General features: G+C 61.0%; 15 protein-coding genes. 11 read left to right on the top strand and 4 right to left on the bottom strand.

Annotated features, from left to right (window positions below):
- Positions 1–11 precede the first annotated feature (11 nt).
- On the top strand, positions 12–1613 hold the full coding sequence (locus tag PSH76_RS12305; protein ID WP_098951269.1) for a murein L,D-transpeptidase: 1602 nt from the start codon (positions 12–14) through the stop codon (positions 1611–1613).
- A 141-nt stretch (positions 1614–1754) separates the two neighbouring features.
- Here PSH76_RS12305 and PSH76_RS12310 read toward each other — a convergent pair whose 3' ends face one another.
- From PSH76_RS12310 to PSH76_RS12320, 3 genes are all read right to left on the bottom strand, one after another.
- Positions 1755–3146, bottom strand: coding sequence for a HAMP domain-containing sensor histidine kinase (locus tag PSH76_RS12310; RefSeq protein WP_138761476.1), 1392 nt, complete (start codon positions 3144–3146; stop codon positions 1755–1757).
- The gene (locus PSH76_RS12315) at positions 3124–3807 is read right to left on the bottom strand and encodes a response regulator transcription factor (RefSeq protein WP_003191687.1); all 684 of its coding nucleotides are present in this window, start codon (positions 3805–3807) and stop codon (positions 3124–3126) included. Before PSH76_RS12315 ends, PSH76_RS12310 begins: the two co-directional genes overlap by 23 nt.
- 298 nt (positions 3808–4105) lie before the next feature.
- Positions 4106–5407 (bottom strand): IS4 family transposase, encoded by a 1302-nt coding sequence (locus tag PSH76_RS12320; RefSeq protein ID WP_305494456.1) that lies wholly within the window; start codon positions 5405–5407, stop codon positions 4106–4108.
- A 631-nt stretch (positions 5408–6038) separates the two neighbouring features.
- On the opposite strand from PSH76_RS12320, the gene PSH76_RS12325 reads away from it, so the two are divergent.
- On the top strand, positions 6039–6944 hold the full coding sequence (locus tag PSH76_RS12325) for a hypothetical protein (RefSeq protein ID WP_305494174.1): 906 nt from the start codon (positions 6039–6041) through the stop codon (positions 6942–6944).
- A 237-nt stretch (positions 6945–7181) separates the two neighbouring features.
- Here the strand turns inward: PSH76_RS12325 and PSH76_RS12330 are convergent, their stop codons facing one another.
- A complete protein-coding gene (locus PSH76_RS12330) occupies positions 7182–8090 on the bottom strand; it encodes a MurR/RpiR family transcriptional regulator (RefSeq protein ID WP_003191682.1) in 909 nt (302 codons plus the stop codon).
- 284 nt (positions 8091–8374) lie between these two features.
- On the opposite strand from PSH76_RS12330, the gene iolC reads away from it, so the two are divergent.
- The 9 genes from iolC to PSH76_RS12375 all read left to right on the top strand — a co-directional run bounded on the left by iolC (position 8375) and on the right by PSH76_RS12375 (position 18567).
- Entirely contained in the window at positions 8375–10312 is a 1938-nt protein-coding gene (iolC, locus tag PSH76_RS12335) for a 5-dehydro-2-deoxygluconokinase (protein ID WP_305494175.1), read from the top strand.
- Positions 10313–10461: 149 nt separating this feature from the next.
- Positions 10462–11349, top strand: coding sequence for a myo-inosose-2 dehydratase (iolE, locus tag PSH76_RS12340; RefSeq protein WP_305494176.1), 888 nt, complete (start codon positions 10462–10464; stop codon positions 11347–11349).
- A gap of 3 nt (positions 11350–11352) precedes the next feature.
- On the top strand, positions 11353–12141 hold the full coding sequence (gene iolB / locus PSH76_RS12345; protein ID WP_032897000.1) for a 5-deoxy-glucuronate isomerase: 789 nt from the start codon (positions 11353–11355) through the stop codon (positions 12139–12141).
- Positions 12142–12167: 26 nt separating this feature from the next.
- A complete protein-coding gene (locus PSH76_RS12350) occupies positions 12168–12989 on the top strand; it encodes a TIM barrel protein (protein WP_305494177.1) in 822 nt (273 codons plus the stop codon).
- A 149-nt stretch (positions 12990–13138) separates the two neighbouring features.
- Positions 13139–15070 carry a 3D-(3,5/4)-trihydroxycyclohexane-1,2-dione acylhydrolase (decyclizing) gene (iolD, locus tag PSH76_RS12355; protein ID WP_305494178.1) on the top strand — a complete coding sequence of 644 codons (1932 nt, stop codon included), beginning with the start codon at positions 13139–13141 and terminating at the stop codon, positions 15068–15070.
- A 19-nt stretch (positions 15071–15089) separates the two neighbouring features.
- Positions 15090–16100, top strand: coding sequence for a Gfo/Idh/MocA family protein (locus PSH76_RS12360; protein WP_069558264.1), 1011 nt, complete (start codon positions 15090–15092; stop codon positions 16098–16100).
- A 150-nt stretch (positions 16101–16250) separates the two neighbouring features.
- Complete coding sequence (locus PSH76_RS12365) at positions 16251–17279, top strand: Gfo/Idh/MocA family oxidoreductase (protein ID WP_305494179.1); 1029 nt, start codon at positions 16251–16253, stop codon at positions 17277–17279.
- A 126-nt stretch (positions 17280–17405) separates the two neighbouring features.
- Positions 17406–17582: a hypothetical protein gene (locus PSH76_RS12370; RefSeq protein ID WP_003191673.1), complete on the top strand. Its 177-nt coding sequence runs from the start codon at positions 17406–17408 to the stop codon at positions 17580–17582.
- A 49-nt stretch (positions 17583–17631) separates the two neighbouring features.
- Entirely contained in the window at positions 17632–18567 is a 936-nt protein-coding gene (locus PSH76_RS12375; RefSeq protein ID WP_305494180.1) for a sugar ABC transporter substrate-binding protein, read from the top strand.
- The last annotated feature ends 55 nt before the right edge of the window (positions 18568–18622 follow it).

An 18622-nucleotide genomic window follows, 5' to 3' on the forward strand; every position in this document is an offset into this window, starting at 1 on the left:
AGCTAAGTCAATTGTTCAAAAAACACGCATGTTACTTGAGCATTTGCCTGCTCGTTGCACCATTGGTCGCTACAGCCCAAACGCTGCCGGTTGAACCCTTGCCCGTCACCACCCCCGCGCCGGTCGCGCTGGCGCCGCTGCAACAGGCCTTGGCGCAGTTGACCAGTGTCTGCCCGCAGCTTGCACCGCGTATCGATGCCGCCGCGTTGGCGCGCCTGCAAGCCTTTTACCAGCAGCAGGGCGATGCCCCGCTATGGGCGGCTGACGAACGCCGGCAAGCCTTGCATGCCCAGTTGCTGATGCTTGCCGACGATGGCCTGGACCCCACCCACTATAGCTTGCCTGCGACGGATGCAACGGCCAACGTACTGTGCAGCGATATCGCCAACAGCCAGCAGTACCTGCAAGCCCTGCAGGATTTGCACTACGGGCGCCTGCAGCAATCGCGTTTTGAGCCCCTCTGGCACTCCCAGCCACCCAGTGGCGACCCGAATACCGAGGTACTGGCGTTCGCCGCCACCGGCCTGCACGACATGGCCCAAGCCTTCGACCAGGCGCGGCCCAGCGCCGATTTGTACCGCAGCCTGCGCAATGCCTATGCCGGCGTGCGCCAGCAACCGCTGCCCCAGTGGGACCCGATCGCCGAGGGCGCGCTGTTGCGCCCGGGGATGAACGACCCCCGCGTGCCGGAGTTGGCGCGGCGCCTGCACAGCGGTGGCTACCTGGCCCAGTTGCCCAGCGGCAACGGCAAGCAATATCAGGGCGAACTGGTCAAGGCGGTGAAGGCCTTCCAGCTCAGCCACTCGTTGCAGGCCGACGGTGTGATCGGTGCCGGCACCGTGGCCGAACTCAATATCAGCCCGACGATGCGTCGTGAACAGCTGCGCATCAACCTGGAGCGTTTCCGCTGGCTGGCCCAGGACCTGGAGCCTGAAGGCGTCGTGGTCAATGTGGCCGCTGCGCAACTGAGCGTGTACCAGAGCGGCATCCCGGTGTGGCAAACCCGTCTGCAAGTAGGCCGTGCCGAACGCCAGACGCCGTTGCTCAAGTCGCGCATCACCCGGCTGACCCTCAACCCCACCTGGACCATCCCGCCGACCATCATGCGCGAGGACAAACTGCCGGCCATCCGTCTCAATCCTGAATACCTGCGCCAGCAAAACCTGCAAGTGCTCGACGCCGAAGGGCATCCGTTGACCCCCGACCAGGTCGACTGGGCACGCCCGGGCAATATCCTGCTGCGCCAGCAGGCCGGCCCGCGTAACCCGTTGGGCAAGATTGTGATGCGCTTTCCCAACCCGTATTCGGTGTACCTGCACGACACCCCCAGCCAACCCTTGTTCACCAAGGGCCCGCGGGCGTTCAGTTCGGGATGCGTGCGGGTCGAGCAACCGTTGTTATTGCGCGACCTGCTGGTAACACCGGCCGAACGCACCCGCACCGATGAGCTGCTGGCGACCGGCGAAACCCATGAGTTCAGGCTGGCCACGCCGGTACCGGTGCTGTTGGGGTATTGGACCGTGGAAGTGGATCGCCAGGGCGAGTTGGTGTACGCGCCGGATATTTATGCGCGTGACCCGGCGTTGATCAAGGCCATGGGCAGCGTGTTATAGCGCCAGATGCCTTGATACTCATCACCTATGTAGGAGCGAGCTTGCTCGCGAAAAACGCCAACGATAACGCGCGCTTGCTGAATAAACGCGGCGCCCGTGAGTTTTTCGCGAGCAAGCTCGCTCCTACATTGCGTTAGGGTTCTATTCCGGCATCAGTTGCTGGCGGCATTCGAGCACCAAGCGGGCGCCGCCCAGCTCACTGGTGCCGACTTCCAGCTTGAAGCCATGCAAGTTGATGATCGCCGCCACAATCGACAGTCCCAAACCAAACCCGCCTTGCTGATCACTCTCATCGACCCGATAGAAACGCTGGAACACCGACGCGCGCTCGGCGGCTGGAATGCCTGGCCCGGAGTCGAGCACTTCGATGCGCGTACTGCCCAGGTCGTTGACTGCCCGCAGGATCACCTTGCCCTTGGGTGGGGTGAACTTGATCGAATTACTCAGCAGGTTGGCCAGGGCTTCGAATAGCAGCGCACGGTCACCGGTAATCCATGGCAGTGAGTCAGGCGCCTGTAACACCAGCTCCAATTCGCCTTCTTCGGCCAGGGGCAGGTAGAAGTCATGCAGCTCGCGCAGCAACGGCAGCGGGTCTAGCATCAGGAAGCCCGAGCGGCGCTGGTGGTCTTCCAGTTCCGAGATGCGCAGCAGCCCGCGAAAGCGCGCCATCAGCGTGTCGGTTTCGGCGATGGCGTCATCGAGTTTTACCGCGTGGGCCGAGTCTTCTTCGGCTTGTTGTTTGATGCGGTACAGCTGGGCGCGCAAGCGGGTGAGCGGGGTGCGCAGGTCGTGGGCGATGTTGTCGCACACGCCCTTGACCTCGTTCATCAGTTTTTCGATGCGGTCGAGCATGGCATTGACGATGGCCGCGAGCATGTCCAGTTCGTCGCGTCGGTCGGACAGCGGCAGGCGGTGCGTGAGGTCGCCGGCGACGATGGCCTCGGCGCTGGCCTGGATCCCGCGAATGCGCCGCAACGGGCGACGGCGCAGCAGGTGCCAGCCGGCAGCGCCGGGGATGATGGTCAAAGAGAGCGCCCACAGCAGGGCGTGCCAGATGATCCGCGTGACCCCGAACAACGAGCCGTTGGCGCGCACCAATACCAGCCAACGACCGTCTTCGGTGTGGGTCGCCACCGCGTCGCAACTGTCCTTGGGCAGTTTGGGGTCATCGGATTGCACGCAATTGGTCAGGGCGTGGATTTTTCCGTCCAGCGGCAGATCGGGTGGTACGGCGCGGATCGGCCCGCTCAAGGGGCGAAATTGCTCATCGAACAGGCCATAGGCGTCCACGCCCTTCATGTCGAAGGTCATGCTGGTGGTGAGCGCTTCCACCAGCTCTTCGCCGTCGAAACGCTGGAACAGGTGCTGGCGTTGCAGCAGGGAATGGCGCGACAAGTCGCTGAGGTAGCCCGACACCTCGTAGTACAGCACCCCCATGAGGATGCAGCTCCAGGCCACGAACAACGAACTGTACAGCGCCAGCAAGCGGCTGCTGGAAGAGCGCCAGCCTTTAGAGGGGTTCAGCAATGACATAACCCGAGCCTCGTACCGTGCGGATCAGCGGCGTGAGGCCCGGTGGGTCGATTTTTTTGCGCAGACGGCCAATGTGCACGTCGATCAGGTTGGTGCCGGGGTCGAAGTGATAGCCCCAGACTTCCTCGAAAATCATCATCCGTGACAGGATCTGCCCAGTATTGCGCATCAGGAATTCAAGCAATTTGTATTCGGTGGGCAGCAGGGTCAGCGGCTGGTCGGCACGGCTGGCTTCGCGGCTGATCAGGTTCAGTTCCAGGTCGGCCACGCGCAGGGCGGTTTCGAACTCCTGGACCGTGCTTTTACGCCGCAGCAGCACTTCGACACGGGCGGCCATTTCATCCGAGGCGAACGGCTTGGTCAGGTAGTCATCGCCGCCGGCACGTAGGCCGCGCACGCGCTCGTCGACATCGGAGAGGGCGCTGATCATCAGGATCGGCGTAGACACCCCAATGGTGCGCAACGTGGTGACGATGGCCAGGCCATCGAGTTCGGGCAGCATACGGTCGAGGGTGATCAGGTCGTAATCACCACTCACGGCGCGGACCAGGCCCTCGCGGCCGTTGTCCACCCAATCTACGTCCAGTCCATGGCTACTCAGCTCGGCGACAATCTCGCGGGCCGTTACGGCGTCATCCTCGATGGTCAAAATGCGGGTCATAGGATTACCTGGTGAGCGTTCACACTAGAAGTGGCGACATTTTGCCAAGAAGTTGCTGAATGTTTCCTAAATAAAACTTCATCTTCCTGAAACTGACACTACATCGAACACTGTGGGAGCTGGCTTGCCTGCGATGGCGGCCTACCAGCCGACATCTACCTACCTCTGACACCCCCAATCCAACTGTGGGAGCGGGCTTGCTCGCGAAGGCGGCCTGGCAGTCAACACAGTTGGACCGGGTACATGTCCGTTATTTAGGTAACGGCCACTTAGGGTTCCGCCCTGACGGCCAGCCCTTTCAAGGTCTTTTCGTTTTGGCAGCCTTGATTACCCTGTCCGTTGAAACATGCGCATTCACCGCCTTGCCTTGCACCCATGTCTTGGGTTTAGGCACCTTGAGGCCGCGGGGACTTTTCGCAACTTGTTTGGGTTGGATGTTTCTGGCCAGCTCCAACAAACGCTGGGCCAACTTTTCCACAGGGATGGCGGGAAGATATTCCGAGGGCAGTGCAATCTGCATTCCCTCATAACCACTCCTGACCTGGACCGCCAAGTGATAGATCGAGGCTTCCCAGCCATCAGGCTGGGTCTCCCGATGGGCTTGCTCCACGCTTCGCTTGAGTACAGCCAGGACGTTGTAGGCCAACACTGCCGTAGTGAACCCGAGCAAGGCGGCCTTTGGGCTGCCGAGAGTTTCGATTTCACTTTCCAGGATCGCTTCCAGTCGCTGGAACATACCTTCAATGCTCCAGCGGCGGCGATAGAGTTGCGCGATCTGCTCAGCGCTGACGCTTTCAGGCAGGTTGCTCCAGAACATCAAGCTGCTGTCACCCGAGTCTGTTGGCGAATGAAGCGTCAGTTCGACGCGCCGACATTGGTAACCGCCTCTGACCTGGATGATCTGCTCACGCACAGAGCCTGTTTCCACAGGCACGGATTCTTGCCAATCACCCTCTTGAATCAGGCGTGGATGTTTGGCTTGCTGGCGAATGACAAAGGACGTCTGGACCTGCTCACAAGCTTCCATTACCGGAAGCGTGCAGTAGAGTCGGTCAGCCAGCCACACCTGGCCCGGTTCAGCATTAGCCAACAGAGGCAACACGCAAACGCGCTCGCTGGCGTAGGCATCCTCACATGCCTGAAGGTCGATGACCTGATCGAGATCAGGATCGTAGACCACTACCGAAAAACCGGGACGAGCCGCACCTCGCTCCTGGCGTAAAGCCCCCAGACGCTTCTCAGTGGATGCCAGGTGATTGCCGTCTACCACGCGAACCTGCCAGTCCGGCAGCATCGTCGTGCAACCCAGTTCTTTGATGGTTGGAGTCAGTCGTTGCGCACAACCGGTGACCAGAGCACGCAATAGCGCGGGTTCGGTACGACTGATCTTGTCGTAAAGCGCCGCCAAGCTGACAGGGAGATCTTCCAGTTGCCGTGCAGCGGCGTGCAGGGATGGCTTCAAGCCCAATGAAACAAGGGACATCAGCTTGATTATGGTCGAGAACAGTAGTTCACGAGAATACTGCCGTTGCCGATGTTCTTCGAAGACCTGATCGACCCACTCAGGGGCAATAGCTTGCTCCAGCGCCAATTTGGCCATGACGCTGGCAGGTGCTTTTTTCTCGAAACGCGCTAGAACATCGGCCCACATCGTTTGGGATCCCTGAATGAAATTTCAGGGGATTTTACCGAAGACCTTGAAAGGGATGGCCCTGACGGCGGGTCACTTTGGAAAAGCCCCAAAGTAACCAAAGGGCTCTTGCCCCACCACTCGGCACCTCGCTTAGGCTCGGTGTGCCCGTAATCCGCCAGTGATTTGGGGGGCCGCCGCCACGCGCCATCCATGGCGCGGGGCGGCTAAACCGGCATCCCTGCCGGTTTACCCCCCAAATCCCTGTCGAATTCCGGCCAGCGTGGTTTGACGGGGCGCCTGAGATCAAAAGCAGATCAAGAGCAAGAGCGGCTCGCTTCGCATCGTGGTTACCGGTGGCTGCTACAGGCTACAAAGTTGTGTAGAGACCTATGGCTATAGTAGGCAAGCCAGCCCACAGGGGAGTGCATTACGCCCGCCTGATAGCGCCGTTTATTGCAACCTGCATGATGTGGCTAAGTTCAATTTAAATAAGTAATTGAAATCAAAGGAATTTAATTTTATCGGCGACTGGCACGCTGCCTGCACTGTCCGTTTTGAGACTTGTAACATCATTTTTCGTGCCTGGAGCAAAACAACAATGATCACATCCTCATCCACGCTGCAAGAGTCAAGCGCGCTCTCCGGGGTTTCCTGGGGGGCGATTTTTGCCGGGGCCGCTGCGGCGGCCGCCTTGTCATTGATCCTGGTGTTGCTGGGTTTCGGCCTGGGCTTTTCGGCGGTGTCGCCGTGGGCGGACAGCGGTATCAGCGCCAAGGGCCTTGGCATTTCCACGATTGTCTGGCTGGCGTTCACCCAGATCGTCGCTTCTGGCCTGGGCGGTTACATCGCCGGTCGGCTGCGAGTGAAGTGGGCCAATATGCACGGCGACGAGGTGTACTTTCGCGATACCGCCCATGGTTTCCTGGCGTGGGCAGTGGCCACATTGATCACGGCGATGCTGGTGGTCGGTTCGGTCAGCAGTGTGGTCAGCGGCGGCGTGAAAGCGGGTGCGAGTGTGGCTTCGGGCGCGGCCAGCGGCCTCACCCAGGCGGCGGGCAGTGCGGCCAAGGGTGCCGACAGTGGTGACTTCGGTTATTACGTCGACAGCCTGTTTCGCGATGATCGCCCCGCGGCGGTCAGCGATGATGCAGCGCATGCCGTGGTCGGTCGCATCCTTGCGCGTACATTGAACAACGATGGCCAACTGGCAGCGGAAGATCGCGCCTATCTGGCCCAACTGATCAGCCAACGTACCAACCTGAGCCAGGCCGATGCCGAAGCCCGTATCGACAAGGTGTATGGCGATGCGCGCAAAGCCGTTGAAGACGCCAAGCTCAAGGCCAAGCAGGCCGCTGAGACCGCGGCGAAAGTGGCGGCCTACACCTCGCTGTGGACCTTTGTAGCGCTGCTCATCGGGGCGTTCTTCGCCAGCTTCGCCGCCACCTTCGGCGGTCGCCGCCGGGATGCCGTGGTGTACGTCGAAACCGAAAACTACGTTCGTTAAATCAAGGAGAACATGATGCGCTCATTACTGCTGTGGTTCCTCGGCGTGCCGATTCCGGTGATCATCCTGATCGCGATTTTCATGCACTAAACCCACTCCTGGCTCGCTCCCCCTTGTAGGAGCGAGCTTGCTCGCGAAGAACTCACAGGCGCCACGTTCCCTCAGGGAGTACGCGTTATCGTTGTGGTTTTTCGCGAGCAAGCTCGCTCCTACAGAGGGCAGATAGGGCAAGCCTTATCAGTCGTCGAATCCTACCTGCTCATGGATTTCATCCACCTTCAATTCCAACCGATACGCCACCGCAATAAACAACGCCTGGCATAGGCACAGGGTGGCGCTCAACGAGCGGAAAGCAAACGAAGAACCTTCATTGACCAACAACACCGCGTTCGCCCGCTTGGCCAGGGGCGACAGGTTGCTGTCGGTGATGATCAGGGTCTTGGCCTGGTGATGCTGCGCAATGCGCAGGCAGTGCTGGGTCTCTTTGCCGTAGGGCGTAAAACTGATCGCGATCACCAGGTCATTGGCGCGCACGCTGCGCATCTGCTCGCGATAACTGCCACCTAGCCCCGAGATCAAGTGGATGCGCTTGTTGGTGTGCTGCAGGTTGTAGACCAGGTAGTCGGCCACCGCAAAAGAGCGGCGCACGCCAACCACGTAGATGTTGTCGGCATTGACCACCAGGTCCACGGCTTTCTCGAAGGCCGCGTCGTCCAACTCCAACCCCAGGCGTTCGATGCCCGAGAGGGTAGCGTTGACGCACTCGCGCGCCAGGTCGCCGCCGCTGGCCTTCTGCGACTTGTTGGCGATCATGCTGCGGATGCGCTGCTGGTAGTTCTGCACCGGTGTGGTCTTGTGGGTATACGCCTCGCGAAACAGCGCCTGCATCTCACTGAACCCACTGAAGCCGAAACGCTGGGAAAACCTCACGATGGCCGAGGGGTGCACTTCGCATTCCCGGGCGATGTCGCTGATGCGGTCGACCATGATCCGGTCGCTCTGCTGGCTCATGTAGCTGGCGATGCGCTTGAGCTGGCGCGGCAGGCTCTCGTATTCGTCGGTGATCAGCTGCAACAGGCGTTCGGCATTGACCGGAGGGCTGGCGACTGTTTCTTCCAGGGTGGTCTCGGGATCGGTGCGGGACATGGGCAATCCTTCTGGCGTGTTCGTCTGATGCGCTGATAGGTGGCGCAAGTCTACAGGGTAGGCGCAAAAAAATACCCCGGCATCACGGCCCGCGTGGCCTGCTGAAACGATGCACGGGCGCTGGCGTGCCTCTATCCTGAAGTATTGGAAAAAATATTCCACATAAAATAATTATGGAATAAATATTGATTGCTGCCTCCGGACGTTCTAGTCTGCTCCCACCAAGAGCGTTTGCCGTCGCCACGGCGGCACAACGCAGGCTGATAAAAATAACAGGAGCCAGCATGGGCCAGACTCGTTTTGCCAGTGGGCGTCAATTGGATCTGATTTGCCTCGGGCGCCTGGGCGTCGACCTCTATGCGCAGCAAGTCGGTGCGCGGCTTGAGGATGTGTCCAGCTTCGCCAAGTACCTCGGCGGTTCCTCCGCCAATATCGCTTTCGGCACGGCCAGGCTTGGGCTCAAGTCGGCAATGCTGAGCCGGGTGGGCGATGACCATATGGGCCGTTTCCTGGTGGAATCCCTGGCCCGCGAAGGCTGTGATGTCAGCGGCATCAAGGTCGACCCGGAGCGCCTCACCGCCCTAGTCTTGCTGGGCCTCAAGGACCGCGAAACCTTCCCTCTGGTGTTCTACCGCGAAAACTGCGCCGACATGGCCCTGCGCGCCGAAGACATCAGCGAAACCTTTATTGCCTCCAGCAAGGCGCTGTTGATCACCGGCACGCATTTCTCCACCGACGGCGTGTACAAAGCCAGCCTCCAGGCCCTGGACTACGCGGCCAAGCACAACGTCAAGCGCGTGCTGGATATCGACTATCGCCCCGTATTGTGGGGCCTGGCGGGCAAGGCTGATGGCGAAACCCGTTTTGTCGCCGACCAGAATGTCAGCCAGCATGTGCAGAAGATCCTGCCGCGCTTTGACCTGATCGTCGGCACCGAAGAAGAATTTCTCATCGCCGGAGGCAGTGAAGACCTGCTCACGGCCCTGCGCACCGTGCGTGAACTGACACCGGCGACCCTGGTGGTTAAGCTCGGCCCCCAGGGCTGCACGGTGATCCACGGCGCGATTCCCGCGCGCCTGGAAGACGGGGCGATCTACCCCGGTGTGCGCGTTGAAGTGCTCAACGTGCTGGGCGCCGGTGATGCCTTTATGTCGGGCTTTCTCAGCGGCTGGATCAATGACGCCAGCGATGAACGTTGCAGCCAGTTGGCCAATGCCTGTGGCGGCCTGGTGGTGTCACGCCACGCCTGTGCGCCGGCGATGCCGACGCCCGCCGAACTCGATTACCTGTTCAACAGCCCGGTGCCCATCACCCGGCCGGATCAGGACGTGACCCTGCAACGCCTGCACCGTGTCACGGTGCCGCGCAAGGCCTGGAAGCAACTGTTCGTGTTTGCCTTCGACCACCGCTGGCAATTGGTGGAACTGGCGCAAAAAGGCGGCCAGGCCCCTGAGCGTATCAGCGACATCAAGCAGCTGTTTATCCAGGCCATCGAACGCGTGGAGCGCAAACTCAGTGAGCAGGGCGTCGAGGCCGATGTGGGCCTGCTCGCCGACCAACGCTTTGGCCAGGACGCACTCAACGCGGCCACGGGTCGCGGTTGGTGGATCGCCCGCCCGGTGGAAGTGCAGAACTCGCGGCCCCTGGCGTTCGAGCACGGGCGTTCGATCGGCAGCAACCTGATTGCCTGGCCCCAGGAGCACATCATCAAGTGCCTGGTGCAATTTCACCCCGATGACGAGCCGATGCTGCGCCTGGAACAGGAAGCGCAACTCAAGGCGGTGTACGAGGCGTCGCTGGTCAGTGGCCACGAACTGCTGCTGGAAGTCATCCCGCCCAAGGATCACCCGTCCACTTACCCGGACGTGCTCTACCGCAGCCTCAAGCGCCTTTACAACCTGGGCATCTACCCGGCCTGGTGGAAGATCGAAACCCAGTCGGCCGCAGACTGGAAAAAGCTCGACGAACTGATCCAGGAACGCGACCCCTACTGCCGTGGCGTGGTGTTGCTGGGCCTGAATGCTTCGCCTGAGTTTCTGGCCGATGGCTTCAAGCAAGCCAGCCAGAGCAGCACCTGCCGTGGGTTTGCCGTGGGCCGCACGATCTTCCATGAGCCGAGCCGGGCGTGGATGGCGGGGGAGATTGATGACGAAACGCTGATCCAGCAGGTGCAGCAGACCTTCGAACAGCTCATCAACGCCTGGCTCAACGCCCGAACCTGATGCATGACCGATACCTGTAGGAGCGAGCTTGCTCGCGAAGATCGTTAACGATTACACGGGCATTCTGGCGAAACGCGCTGCCCTTGCGTTTTTCGCGAGCAAGCTCGCTCCTACAGTTGAGAAGCGACTTGAATAATAAAGGTGCAGCCATGCCCGCAATCCGAATTGGCATCAACCCGATCTCCTGGAGCAACGACGACCTCCCGGCCCTCGGCGGTGAAACCCCGCTGAGCACGGCCCTGAGCGAAGGCAAGGACATCGGCTACGAAGGTTTTGAGCTCAACGGCAAATTCCCCAAGGATGCCCAGGGCGTCGCTGACGTGTTGCGCCCCTATGACCTGGCGCTGGTGTCCGGTTGGTACTCCAGCCGCCTGGCCCGCCGTTCGGTGGCTGAAGAAATCGAGGCCATTGCCGGCCATGTCGAACTGCTCAAACACAACGGCGCCTCGGTGCTCGTATACGGCGAAGTGGCCGACTCGATCCAGGGCTCGCGCATCCGCCTGATCGAGCGCCCGCGTTTTCACAGTGAGCAGGCCTGGCAGGATTACGCCGACAAACTCACCGAACTGGCGCGCTTCACCTTGTCCCAGGGCGTGCGTCTGGCGTACCACCACCATATGGGCGCCTACGTCGAATCCCCCGACGACATCGACCAGTTGATGAAACGCACGGGGCCGGAAGTCGGCCTGCTGTTCGATTCGGGCCACTGCTACATGGGCGGCGGTGAACCCATCGAGGTGCTGCGCAAGCATATCGACCGCGTCTGCCATGTGCATTTCAAGGACGTACGCAAACCCGTGGTGCAACTGGCGCGCAACCAGATGTGGAGCTTCCCGGACTGCATCGTCAACGGCACCTTTACCGTGCCCGGCGATGGAGATATCGACTTCGCACCGTTGCTGGATGTGTTGCTCGCGGCCAACTACAAGGGCTGGCTGGTGGTGGAAGCCGAGCAGGACCCGGCCGTGGCGCCCAGCTATATCTACGCGAAGAAGGGTTACGACACCCTGCGTGCGCTTCTCAACCAGAGGACTTGAGTGATGAGCTTGTTGGTCAAAAGCAGCAAACGCGGGCAAACCATGGTGGCGCTGGAAGCGGGGCGCCTGGAGTACGTAGGCTTTGCCGCCTACCGTTTGAGCCTGGGCGAAACCCTGCCGGTCAGTGCCGGTGATCAGGAGCTGTGCCTGGTGCTGCTCAGCGGTCGGGTGAATATTGAAGGCGAAGGCTTCAATTGGCAGAACCTGGGTGATCGCCAGTCGGTGTTCGAAGACAAGTCACCGTTCGCCGCCTATTTGCCGCCGGGCACTGATGCCCGGGTCACGGCCCTGAGCGATGTGCAGATTGCCGTCTGCGCAGCGCCGGGTGCTACGGGTTTTGCCCCGCGCCTGATCCGCCCGGAACAGTGCAAACGCAGTGTGCGCGGCAAAGGCGCCAACACCCGCTACGTGTGCGACATCCTGCCCGACAGCGAGCCGGCCCATTCGCTGCTGGTGGTGGAAGTGCGCACGCCGTCGGGGCATTCCTCCAGCTACCCGCCGCACAAGCACGACACCGACGACCTGCCGCACCAGAGCTTTCTGGAAGAGACCTACTACCACCAGATCAACCCGCCCCAGGGCTTTGTATTCCAGCGCGTGTACACCGACGATCGCAGCATCGACCAGGCTATGGCCGTGGAAAACAGCGACCTGGTGGTGGTGCCCAAGGGCTATCACCCGGTCAGCGTGCCGTACGGCTACGAGTCTTATTACCTGAACGTGATGGCCGGCCCCAAGCGCGCCTGGCATTTCCATAACGACCCGCAGCACAGCTGGCTGCTGGACCTCTAAACGGTGTTGGACGGAGAACAAAAACAATGAAGTCGCCGCTACGTTTTGCCCTTAACCGCATGGTCGCCCCCAACCTGTCCTTGCCGGATTTTATTCAGTTGGCGGCGGCCCTCAACTGCGAGGCCATTGAGATCCGCAACGACCTCAAGAACCGTGAAATCGAATACGGCACACCCGCCAGCGGCGTGCGCGAGTTGTGCGCAGCGCAGGGCATCAAGGTGCTGTCGATCAACGCGCTGTACCCCTTTGATGTGTGGAACGACGAGCGCCGTGCCCAGGCAATCGAACTGGCCACCTACGCCCGTGAGTGCGGAGCCGAAGGCTTGGTGATGTGCCCGTTCAATCAGCCTGGCGATACGCGCAACGACGCGCAGCGCGCCGCCGGTTTGCGCACGGCGTTGAGCGAGCTGGCGTTGATCCTGCGCGAGTACGGGATTCTCGGTTTCATCGAGCCCCTGGGCTTTACGGTATCCGCTCTGCGCCGCAAGCGCGTGGCAGTGGACGCCATCAAGGCCATCGGTGGCCTGGATGTATTCCGGGTGGTACACGACACCTTCCACCATCACCTGGCCGGCGAGCATGAGTTCTTCCCGGAACTGACCGGCCTGGTGCATATCTCGGGCGTGGAAGACCGCGAGGCGCCGCTCGACTCGATCCGCGACGGCCACCGCGTGCTGGTGGGCGAGGACGATATCCTCGGCAATGCGGCGCAGATCGAGACCTTGCTGAGCACCGGTTACAGCGGCTACTTGTCGTTCGAGCCGTTTGCCGAAAGCGTGCATGGGTTGGCGGATATCCAGCAGGCGTTGGGCAGCAGCATGGCGTATTTGCAAAAGCCCCTGACCTGACACCGGCCAACCTGTGGGAGCGGGCTTGCTCGCGAATGCGGCGGGCCAGCAAATGAATCAGGTGACTGACACACCGCCTTCGCGAGCAAGCCCGCTCCCACACTGGATAGCCGCTGATCGACAGATTTGCATTCATACAAGGTGCGAACATGACCACAACAAGATTGACCATGGCCCAGGCCCTGGTGAAGTTCCTGGACAACCAATACATCGAAGTCGACGGCGTACAGAGCAAGTTTGTCGCCGGCGTATTCACTATTTTCGGGCATGGCAATGTATTGGGCCTCGGCCAGGCCCTGGAGCAGGACAGCGGTGACCTGGTGGTGCATCAGGGTCGCAATGAGCAAGGCATGGCCCATGCCGCCATCGGGTTTGCCAAGCAACACCTTCGCCGCAAGATCTATGCGTGTACAGCCTCGGTCGGGCCGGGCGCGGCCAATATGCTCACCGCCGCAGCGACTGCCACTGCCAACCGCATCCCCTTGCTGTTGCTGCCCGGCGATGTCTACGCCAGCCGTCAGCCCGACCCGGTGTTGCAGCAGATCGAGCAGTTCCACGACCTGAGCATCAGCACCAACGACGCCTTCCGTTCCGTGAGCAAGTACTGGGACCGCATCAACCGTCCCGAGCAACTGATGACCGCGGCGATCCACGCCATGCGCGTGCTGACCGACCCGGCCGAAACCGGCGCGGTAACACTGGCTTTGCCCCAGGATGTACAAGCCGAAGCCTGGGACTACCCCGACTATTTCCTGCAAAAACGCGTGCACCGCATCGACCGACGCCCGGCCACCAATTCCATGATCGGCGACGCGCTGGCGGCGTTTGGCGGCAAGCGCAAGCCGCTGATCATCTGCGGCGGCGGGGTCAAGTACTCCGGCGCTAACCAAGCACTGCAAGCCTTTGCCGAGCGCTTCGATATTCCCTTCGCCGAAACCCAGGCGGGCAAGAGCGCCGTGGTGTCCAGCCATCCGCTAAACGTCGGCGGCATCGGCGAAACCGGTTGCCTGGCGGCCAACCTGCTGGCGCCCGAGGCCGACTTGATCATTGGCATCGGCACCCGGTATACCGACTTCACCACCTCGTCAAAATCGCTGTTCAAGCACCCCGAGGTGAAGTTTCTCAACCTCAATATCAGCCCAGCCGATGCCTTGAAACTGGATGGCGTGCAAGTGCTGGCCGATGCAAAAGTGGCCCTTGAAGCACTGGCCACTGCCCTGGGCGATTATCGTTCGGGCTGGGGCGAGCAGATCGCCGACGCCAAGGCGCAACTCGATGCCGAAGTCGACCGCGTGCATCAGGTGCAATACCTGGGTGATGAGTTCGTCCCCGAAGTCGACGACCACCTGGACCGTGCCGTCCTGCGCGAATTCATCGAGCTGACCGGTTCGTGCCTGACCCAGAGCGCTGTGCTCGGCGTGCTCAATGCGCGCCTGGCCGATGACGCAATTATCGTCGCCGCTGCTGGCAGCCTGCCCGGCGATTTGCAGCGCGCCTGGCGCAGCAAGGGCGTCAACACCTACCACGTCGAGTATGGCTACTCATGCATGGGCTACGAGATCAACGCCGCCCTGGGCGTGAAGCTGGCGGAGCCAAGCAAGGAGGTGTACGCCCTGGTCGGCGATGGCTCCTACATGATGCTGCACTCGGAGCTGGCCACCTCGATTCAGGAGCGGCGCAAGATCAACGTGGTGCTGTTGGACAACATGGCGTTCGGTTGCATCAACAACCTGCAGATCGGCAATGGCATGGACAGCTTCGGCACCGAGTTCCGCTACCGCAACCCCGAGAGCGGCAAGCTCGACGGTGGCCTGGTGCCGGTGGATTTCGCCATGAGTGCGGCGGCCTATGGCTGCAAGACCTATAAGGTCAGCACATTGGAACAGCTGGAAGCGGCGCTGGCCGATGCCCGCACCCAAACCGTCTCCACGCTGATCGATATCAAGGTGCTGCCCAAGACCATGGTTCACGGCTACCTGTCGTGGTGGCGGGTGGGGGTGGCGCAAGTGTCCACCAGTGAACGCACGAATGCAGCGGCAAAAAAACTCAATGAACACCTGGCCAAGGCCCGGCAGTACTAACAACAAGAGGAGTGTTTGCATGTCTTTGAAGCTTGGAGTGATCGGTACGGGCGCCATCGGCCGGGACCATATTCGTCGTTGCAGCCAGGCCTTGCTCAACAGCCAGGTGGTGGCCGTCACCGATATCAACCTTGAGCAAGCCGCCCAAGTCGTTGCCGACTTGAAGCTCGACGCCGAGGTGTACCCGGACGGCCATGCGTTGATCAACGCGCCAGAGGTCGAGGCGGTACTGGTGACGTCCTGGGGGCCGAGCCATGAAGAATTTGTGCTGGCCGCGATTGCCGCCGGCAAACCGGTGTTCTGTGAGAAACCCCTGGCGGTGACGGCCGAGGGCTGCCGCAACATTGTCGAGGCCGAAGTGGCCCACGGCAAACGCCTGGTCCAGGTGGGTTTCATGCGCCCGTACGACCAAGGCTACCGCGCCCTCAAGGCGGTGATCGACAGCGGCCAGATTGGCGAGCCGTTGATGCTGCACTGCGCGCACCGCAACCCCACGGTGGGCGAGAACTACAACACCGGCATGGCGATCACCGACACCCTGATCCATGAGCTGGACGTGCTGCGTTGGCTGCTCAACGACGACTACGTGTCCGTGCAAGTGGTGTTCCCGCGCAAGACCAGCAAGGCATTGGCGCACCTGCGTGACCCGCAGATCGTGCTGCTGGAAACCGCCAAAGGCACGCGTATCGACGTGGAAGTGTTTGTGAACTGCCAATACGGCTACGACATCCAGTGTGAAGTGGTGGGGGAGAGCGGCATCGCCAAGTTGCCGGAGCCGTCCCAGGTGCAACTGCGCAGCGAGGCGAAGCTGTCCAACGCAATCCTGATGGATTGGAAGGATCGGTTTATCGGTGCTTATGACGTGGAGTTGCAGGCGTTTATCGACAGCGTGCTGGCCGGGCAAGTCGGCGGGCCGTCGGCCTGGGATGGGTTTGCGGCGGCGGTGGCGGCGGATGCGTGCATTGAAGCCCAGGGCAGTGGGCAGATTGTGAAAGTCAGCCTGCCGGATCGCCCGCGCTTCTACGGCTAACTCACTGAAGAAATGTGGTTAACACTGTGGGAGCTGGCTTGCCTGCGATAGCGGTCTATCAGTGACAAATTCATTGCCTGACACACTGCTATCGCAGGCAAGCCAGCTCCCACAGTTGATTGGGTTTCCAAATCAATTCCGGAGTTGAGCATGCGAATCGGACTAGTGGGCTACGGCCACGGTGGGCGCTTTTTTCATGCGCCGCTGATCGCCACCCTGCCTGGCGCCACCTTTGTCGGTGTGGTGACGCGTTCACCCGAACGTCGCCAGCAATTGAGTACTGATCTTCCCGGTGTCAAAGCTTTCGACTCCATCGGCCAGATCGTCGAAGCCGGCGTCGATGCCCTGGTGATTTCCACTACCTTGAAAGGACGCCCGGCCCTGGTGCTGGAAGCCATCGAGCACGGGGTGGCGGTGGTCAGCGATAAACCCTTTGCCGCCAACGCCGAACAAGCCCAGGCCCTGATTACCGCTGCCGAGCGCCAGGGCTCGTTGCTCAGTGTTTATCAGAATCGGCGCTGGGACTCGGATTACCTGACCCTGCGCAAACTGATCGACGCCGGCGCCCTGGGCACCATTACCCGCTTTGAATCCCGTGTGGAGCGCTACAGCCCGCAGGCCGTCGGCAATGCCAGCGGTGGCGGGTGGCTGCGCGACCTGGGCAGCCATCTGGTAGACCAGGCGTTGCAACTGTTCGGCCCGGTGGACCGGGTATTCGCCCAATTGCACTACACACCTGAACATCCCACCGTGGACCACGGCTTCTTTGTCTCCCTCACCCACGCCAACGGCGTGATTTCGCACCTATGGGGCAACGCGTTGCAGAACAGCCAGGCGCCGCGCTTTCGCGTCAGTGGCAGCCTGGGTTGCTACACCGTCGACGGCCTGGACGGCCAGGAAGAAGCGCTGCTGGCCGGCAAGTCGCCGAAAACCGAAGGCGAACACTGGGGCGCTGAGGAACACCGACGCTGGGGCTGGTTTGAACAAGGGCCGGAGCGTGAACGGGTGCCATCCGAGAAGGGCTGCTGGACCCAGTTCTACCGCCAGTTGCAAGCCGCCGTGATGGGGCAGGGGCCGCTGCCGGTCGACGCCTATGACGCCCTGGAAACCACCCGTATATTGGACGCCGCACGCCTGAGCGCCGAGCGCCAGCAGGTGGTTTCGACAAAAATAGAATAAAATTCTAAAACAGGTTGATATGGAAATTATTTTCTAATACAGTCTTTTCCAGGTTGCATAAAGTACGTTCCGGAACCAACGGGCGACTCAACAAAAACAAGATCAAAAACAACCAGGTACCGTCAGATGAAAATCTTCAACGCTGTACTGCGAGTTTTACGCCCCCTCCAAGCGCCACGCGGACTGCCCCGCGCCCGGCCATTCTACTTCTCCTTCCTGAATGTGTTGTGCGTCGAAAACCAGGGCGCGCTGGTGTGCTGCATTCCAGGCGCGCCGGTGGTGCGGCTGACAGCCGAGTCCTGATTAACGCAACGTCGAAAAAAACCAACAAGAAAGTGGAGACAGACCGTTCATGAAGACCCCGATCCGTTTTACCGCCCTGGCCCTGTCCATGCTGCTGGCCAGTGGCGTTGCCGGCGCCGTCGACCTCAAGGTGGGCGTGACGATGTCCGCGTTCGATGACACCTTCCTCACCTACCTGCGCGAGGACATGGACAAGCAAGCCAAGTCCTATCCAAAAGGCGATGGCGTGCAACTGCAGTTCGAAGATGCCCGCGCCGATGTGGTCAAGCAGTTGAGCCAGGTCGAGAACTTCATCAGCCAGAAGGTCGATGCGATTATCGTTAACCCGGTCGATACCGCGTCGACCAAGAACATCATCAGTGCCGCCACCAAGGCGGGCATTCCGCTGGTGTTCGTCAACCGTCGCCCAGACCAGAAAGACCTGCCCAAGGATGTGGTAGCCGTGACCTCCGATGACGTCGAGGCCGGGCGCCTGCAAATGCAGTACATCGCGGAAAAGCTCGGCGGCAAGGGCAAGGTCGTGATCCTGTTGGGCGACCTGGCGAACAACTCCACCACCAACCGCACCAAGGGCGTGAAGGAAGTGCTGGCCAAGTACCCGGACATCAAGATCGAGCAGGAGCAAACCGGCATTTGGTTGCGTGACCGAGGCATGACCCTGGTCAACGACTGGCTGACCCAGGGCCGGGAGTTCAATGCGGTGCTGGCCAACAACGATGAGATGGCGATCGGTGCGTCCATGGCCCTGAGATCGGCCGGCAAGGAAAAAGGCAGCGTGTTGATTGCCGGTGTCGACGGCACGCCCGATGGCTTGAACGCGATCACCAAGGGCGACATGACCGTGTCGGCCTTCCAGGACGCCAAGGGCCAGGCGGTAGGTTCGGTGGAAGCGGCGCGCAAGATGGCCAAGAACGAGCCGGTCGAGCAGAACGTGGTGATCCCGTTCCAGTTGATCACCCCGGACAACGTCAAAGACTTCAAGTAGCCCCGACATAACAACAAAAGCTGGCAGGGCGGTCACGGCCGCCCTGCAGATGGAG

This window comes from Pseudomonas sp. FP215 (assembly GCF_030687795.1).
Classification (GTDB): Bacteria; Pseudomonadota; Gammaproteobacteria; order Pseudomonadales; family Pseudomonadaceae; genus Aquipseudomonas; species Aquipseudomonas salmasensis.